Annotated in this window: 5 protein-coding genes and 1 pseudogene; 1 reads left to right on the forward strand and 5 read right to left on the reverse strand. The window is 57.8% G+C overall.

The genetic code is table 11. From position 1 onward, the window contains the following. Positions 1-32: 32 nt before the first annotated feature. From Q1K07_RS12195 to Q1K07_RS12210, 4 genes are all read right to left on the reverse strand, one after another. A complete protein-coding gene (locus Q1K07_RS12195; protein ID WP_300311173.1) occupies positions 33-1,289 on the reverse strand; it encodes a TRAP transporter large permease in 1,257 nt (418 codons plus the stop codon). Continuing rightward, complete coding sequence (locus tag Q1K07_RS12200; protein ID WP_300311175.1) at positions 1,286-1,840, reverse strand: TRAP transporter small permease; 555 nt, start codon at positions 1,838-1,840, stop codon at positions 1,286-1,288. The genes Q1K07_RS12195 and Q1K07_RS12200 overlap by 4 nt, the downstream gene beginning before the upstream one ends. A gap of 58 nt (positions 1,841-1,898) precedes the next feature. Beyond that, entirely contained in the window at positions 1,899-2,984 is a 1,086-nt protein-coding gene (locus Q1K07_RS12205) for a TRAP transporter substrate-binding protein (protein WP_300311177.1), read from the reverse strand. 133 nt (positions 2,985-3,117) lie between these two features. Further along, positions 3,118-4,428 (reverse strand): L-fuconate dehydratase, encoded by a 1,311-nt coding sequence (locus Q1K07_RS12210; protein ID WP_300311179.1) that lies wholly within the window; start codon positions 4,426-4,428, stop codon positions 3,118-3,120. A gap of 203 nt (positions 4,429-4,631) precedes the next feature. Here Q1K07_RS12210 and Q1K07_RS12215 point away from each other — a divergent pair, with 203 nt between their 5' ends. After that, positions 4,632-5,522: a LysR substrate-binding domain-containing protein gene (locus Q1K07_RS12215; protein ID WP_300311189.1), complete on the forward strand. Its 891-nt coding sequence runs from the start codon at positions 4,632-4,634 to the stop codon at positions 5,520-5,522. A gap of 121 nt (positions 5,523-5,643) precedes the next feature. Here Q1K07_RS12215 and Q1K07_RS12220 read toward each other — a convergent pair. Continuing rightward, positions 5,644-6,196 (reverse strand): annotated as a pseudogene (locus tag Q1K07_RS12220) (aldehyde dehydrogenase (NADP(+))); the annotation flags it as partial.

Consider the following 6,196-nt stretch of genomic DNA (forward strand, 5'->3'; position numbering starts at 1 on the left):
CATGCCGTTCTTGAGTCATGAAGCCTCCCTGGCTACTTGAACCACAGCACCAGTCCGGGGAACGCGATAAACAAGGCCAGCAGAACCAGCAAGGTGCAGTAGAAGGGCAGCAGGCTCTTGACCAGCTGTTCCATGCCGACCTTGCCCACGCCACAGCCGACGTACAGCACGGTACCGACAGGTGGAGTGATCAGCCCGATGCCGAGAATGAAGGACATCAGGACACCGAAATAGACCGGGTCGATGCCCAGCTTGACCACGACCGGCGTCATCAATGGGGCCAGAATGACCATGGCTGGCGTCAGGTCCATGAAGAAGCCCACCACCAGCAGGAAGGCGGACAGTAGCAACAGGAGCAACAGCTTGTTATCGGTAATCGCTGACAGACTGACGACCAGTTGCTGGGGGATCATGTTGGCCGTCAGCAGCCAGGCCAGAACGCTGGCGAACGCAAGCAGCAGCATGACCACGCCGGTCAGGCGTCCAGTGGTAATGCACAGTTCGAAGAAGCGTTTCAGTGTCAGGCTGCGATAGACGAAGGTGGACACACAGAAGGCATAGATCAAGGCAATGGCGGCGCTTTCCGTGGGCGTGAAGACGCCGCTGAGAATACCGCCAACGATGATCACTGGGAGCAGCAGGGCCAGGAAGGCGTCCTTCAAGGCGGTGATGAGTTCCGGTAGAGCAAAGGGCTGCCCGGGGCCATTCTTGCGCGATTGCACATAGGTGGTAGCCGCCAGAGCCACAGTGATCAGGATGCCCGGCAGAATGCCAGCGAGGAAGAGCTGTGAAATCGAGGTGTTGGTGACCACGCCGAACAGGATCATGGGAATCGATGGAGGAATGATGATGCCAACCACCGACGCCGCGACCACGATAGCTGTCGCCAGGGGGCCAGAGTAACGGTGCCGCTTCATGGGTTCGATCATCATGCTGCCGACAGCGGAAGCATCCGCTACCGCTGAGCCACTGATGCCTCCGAAGAACATCGACGTCATGACGGCCACCTGACCGAGTCCTCCGGCGACAAACCCCACCATCGCGCTGGCCAGGCGAACCAGGCGAGCCGCGATGCCCCCGGCGCTCATCACCTCGCCGACCAGAATGAACAGTGGAATAGCCAATAGAGGAAAAGAGTCGAGTCCATTGACGGCCTGGGAAACGATGGTGGACAGCGAGTAGTCCGAGTAGAAGAAGATGAACAGGCTGATGGCGCCTAGGCCGAAGGAGATCGGCATGCCGATGACGATGCAGATGGCCAGGCCGATCAATATGCTCCACAGGATCATGGGGTGTTCCTCCTGCGTGAGTGATTGCTGCGAAAGAGCGCGACGAGGGCCAGGGTATTGGCCAGTAGCGTCAGCACCGCCATCACCGGCATGGCGCTATAGAGCCAGGTCTTGGAAATGCCCAACATGGGGGTTGCGCTGGTGAATCCCGCAGTAAGTTCCTTGAAACCGGCAAGGATACACAGGCAAACGAGATAGATAAGGGCAATGACCAGCAGTGCCAGGACCTTGCGCAGCCTGGGCGTTGCGAGGTTTCTGAAGTAGGTGACGGCCACGTGCTCCTTTTCCAGGCTGCCTAGTCCCGCTCCCAGCAGAACCAGCCAGATGAACAGCACGCGAGACATTTCCTCGGCCCAGGCATAGGAAGTATTGAGGACGAAACGGCCAAAGACATTGGCCGAGACGCAGAACACGACGCCAAGCACCAGCAGGCCGGTGACGATACGCAGAGACACAATGAGCCATCTCACCCAGCCCTGAGCTTGAAGGGAGTCATGAGCGTCTGGCTGTGAAGTCGCTGGCGTCGAGAGTTGAGAGTCGTTGCTGGACATGCTCTCCTCCGAAGATGGACGATGAAATACGCACCGCCAGTTGACGGTGCGCTCCAGATCATGGCTGGCTGATGGCTCGGATATCGTCGATCAGTCCACCGCCTATCTTGTCGCGCCAGTCGTCGTAGACCGGTGCCAGCGTGTCCTGGAAAGCCGCGACCTGCTCAGCGGAGAGCTCGGTGATCTGCATGCCTTCATCTTTCAACTGCTGCTTGATGGCGTCATTGAGCGTGCGACTGACTTCGCGCTCATAACGTCCCATCTCCCCAGCGGCTTCCACCAGCAACTCCTGGTAACTTTCCGGTAGCTTGTTCCAGAAACGTTCGGACACCAGAGTAACGAAGGGGGTGTAGACGTGATTGGTTTCTGTGGCGTAAGGCTGTACTTCATTGAATCTGGATGACTGAATGGTGATCCAGGGGTTTTCCTGGCCATCGACAACACCTTGCTCCAGTGCGGTAAATAGCTCAGCAAATGACATGGGGGTAGGGTTGGCGCCCAAGGTGCGCCAGATATCCAGGTGGATAGGGTTCTGCATGGTACGGATCTTGAGGCCCTTGAGGTCCTCGGGAGTAGACACGGCTGCCTTGCTGTCGGTCAGCTGGCGATAGCCATTTTCCGCCCAGCCGATGGCGACTAGCCCGTTGGTGCTGGCCTCTTCGAGCATGCGCTGGCCAATTTCACCGTCCAGGACCTTGTCGGCGACTTCCGGTGACGGGAACAGGAAGGGCAGGTCGAAGACCGCGAATTGAGGGAACATGTTGACCAGCGGAGAAGTGGACGGCGCGGTCATCTCCAGAGTGCCTGCCTGCAGTGCACTCACGGCCTGCAGGTCGTCACCCAGTTGTGCACTATGGAAAAGTTGCACCTTGATGTGACCATCGCTGCGTGTCTCGACGATATCCTTGAAATACTCCAGTCCACGGTACTGGGCACCGGACTGCGTGGTACCGATGCTGAACTTCAGGGTGTAGTCATTGCCGTCACCTTCAACCACTGGCCCATCGACTTCGGGGAGTGGCGGCATTTCCGTGGCGGCCAGTGACAGGCTGGCGCTGGAGATGGCAAGGGTGGCGACGATACCGGTGATAGCGTGTTTGGCGAGGTGGTGAGCATGCATCAGGGTATTTGTGATTGTCTTCATGAGTACTCCCCTCTGGAGATGGCGTGTTGGCTGCGGAGAACCGCAGCCTTGGTGCCGGTGGGAACTGACTGTCGAAATGCACCGTTACCGGCGGAACGGAAACGCTTTCAGAAGCGCCTGCTTTCGGAAACCTCTAGCCTTCTTTCCAGGCAGCGCCGTCTGGATAGGCAAATGTTTCCAGTGTCTCTGGCTTCATGGTGATGCTGTAGCCGGGGGCTTCTGGGATCAGATAATGGCCCTTGCGGGTGCGTACCGGATCAATGAAGTGTTCATGCAGGTGGTCGACGTACTCCAGCAGACGACCCTCAAGAGAACCGGAGACAGCGATGTAGTCGAACATCGAGATATGCTGGGTGTATTCGCAGAGCCCCACACCACCACCATGCGGGCAGATAGGGACATCGAACTTGGCGGAAAGCAGGACCACCATGATGACCTCATTGAGGCCGCCCAGCCTGCAGGAGTCGAGCTGACAGAAATCAATGGCGCCAGCCTGAAGGAGCTGCTTGAACATCACGCGGTTGTGGCAGTGCTCTCCCGTCGCCACACCGATGCCGGAATCCGCCAGCCGATGGCGGATTTCCGCGTGCCCCAGAATGTCATCGGGGCTGGTTGGCTCTTCGATCCAGTGTGGATTGAATTCCGCCAGGCTGCGCATGTTGGCAATGGTCTCATCCACATCCCAGACCTGGTTGGCGTCCATCATCAGGGTGCGGTGCTCACCGATTTCCTCACGAATGATGGCAGCGCGTCGACGGTCTTCCTCGAGATTGCCGCCGACCTTCTGCTTGAAGTGCTCCCAGCCCTCTGCCAGTGCTTCGCGGCACAGTCGACGTACCTTGTCTTCCGGATAGCCGAGCCAGCCCGCCGAAGTGGTGTAGGCGGGATAGCCCTGGTCACGCATCTGTGCTTCACGTTCGGCCTTGCCGTCAGCCTTGCGCTTGAGCATGGCGATGGCTTCCTGAGGGGTCAGTACGTCGCTGACAAAGCGGAAATCCAGGCAGTTGACCAATTGTTCCGGGGTCATGTCGACAAGCAGCTTCCAGACCGGCTTGCCTTCACGTTTGGCCCACAGATCCCACAGGGCATTGACCATGGCTGCCGAAGCCAGGTGCATCACGCCCTTTTCCGGGCCAAGCCAGCGTAATTGACTATCACCGCTGGTCAGGTCGCGCCAGAAAGCGCCCATGTTGGCGGTGATGTCTTCAAGATTGCGGCCTTCCAGACGCGACGCCATGGCATTGATGGCAGCAACGCAGATATCGTTGCCGCGGCCGATGGTGAATGTCAGGCCATGTCCAGTGATTCCATCGTCCTGATCGGTATGCAGAATGACATAGGCGGCGGAATAGTCAGGTGCCTCGTTCATGGCATCCGAGCCATCCAGCTCGCGGGATGTGGGAAAGCGAATGTCGCGTGCTTCGACTCTTGTGATGATGGTCATATTGGTATGTTTTTCCTGGTGTTCAGCGAGATTTTTGACGATTTCATTGGCATTGATGGAGCGAGTTGAAAGTTTATTTCCTCGCATGAAATGTCGGCCAATGGTATTTTTTGTTGTGCTGATAACGCCAGGTTATCGCTAGGTATGACGCACTTCTGGAGACGAGAATGGCAGGTGATATTGGATTGCATGTAAAGAGCTGGATGCGCCTGAAACATCTGGCTTTTTTGGTTGCCTTGGACGAAAGTCGAAATATGCATACTGCCTCCAGACAGTTGAATATCAGCCAGCCTGCTGGCAGCAAGATGCTCAAGGACATCGAAACCTTTCTCGGCATGCTGCTGTTTACACGGGATCCGGGAGGCATGGAACCCACGGAAGCCGGACAGTGTGTGTTGCGTTATGCACGGCGCCTGCTCAATGACACCGACCGCCTGGTGGAAGAACTGGCTTCCATGCAGGAAGGAGGGCAAGGTGCCTTGGCGCTGGGGTCAGTGCCAGGGGCTGCGCCGGTCATGCTGCCCAAGGCGGTTACGGCACTGAAGGTGCATCGCCCACGCCTGGCTGTCAGTCTGTTCGAAAATTCCAGCGACCGTCTTCTGGTGGACCTGGAATACAAGCTTCTTGATGTAGTAATAGGGCGATTTACGGAATATGGGCAGCGCCACTTGTTTGATTTTCGCCCTCTTGGAGAAGAGCCTGTTGCTGTTGTCGTGCGCCAGAATCATCCGTTATGTCATGCAGATGTTTCCCTGCAGGAAGTGGTGAAATGGCCATGGGTTCTTCATCCTATGACCAGTCCGATGCGAGGACTTTTCGAGGAAGCATTGGCCGAGGCACAGGTGCCATCTCCCAGAAATGTCATCGAGACGACATCAACACAATCCTCTCTTCAGTTGGTCGCTTCGTCTGATGCACTGTCCGTACAGCCATGCTCCGTCATGGAGACTTCCTTCTCCCAGGGAACTTTTGTCTCTCTACCATTAAAGATTGGTAAACCTCTTGGTTACTATGGCGTGATGACCCGAAAGGGCGAGCCTCTGTCAGATATCGTTGAAGAGTTTATCGATATTCTGATGTCACAGAGCTTCTAAAGAGGACATACCTGCGATATTCGCCGGTATGTCCATCATCACATGCTCGGTTTTCCAGGTCCGGCGTTCTGGGCCGAGTTTTTCAGGCCCGGTTTGCCAGATCTCCTCTCTCCAACTGTGCTCAGCCTTCGCGCTTGCCATCGACCAGACGGCTAACGCCTTGCGGGTTGCCATCTCGTAGCGCCTCGGGCAGCAACGCCTGGGGCAGGTTCTGGTAGCACACCGGGCGCAGGAAGCGATAGATGGCCGCGCTGCCGACGGAGGTGGTGCGGGCATCGGAAGTCGCCGGATACGGGCCGCCATGCACCATGGCATGACATACCTCCACGCCGGTGGGCCAGCCATTGACCATCACCCGCCCGGCACGTCGTTCCAGGGTCGGCAGCAAGCGACGCGCGGCGTCGATGTCGCCATCGTCCATCTGCAGGGTGGCAGTGAGCTGGCCTTCCAGGTGCTCGGCGACCTGCTGCATGTCAGCGAGGCTGGAACAGGCCACGACCAGAGAGGTTGAACCAAACACCTCGGCTTGCAGGGCCTCGTCGGCCAGGAAGTCCTGAGCCTCGGCGACGAACAGGCCAGCCTGACACTGGTTGGGCCCCGTGCCTTGCTGGCCACGGGCGACTTCCTTGGCCTTGTCGCTGGCCGCCAGCCCTGCCACACCGCTCTGGTAGGCA

Origin of the sequence: Halomonas sp. (assembly GCF_029263665.1) — a bacterium.
GTDB lineage: Bacteria > Pseudomonadota > Gammaproteobacteria > Pseudomonadales > Halomonadaceae > Halomonas.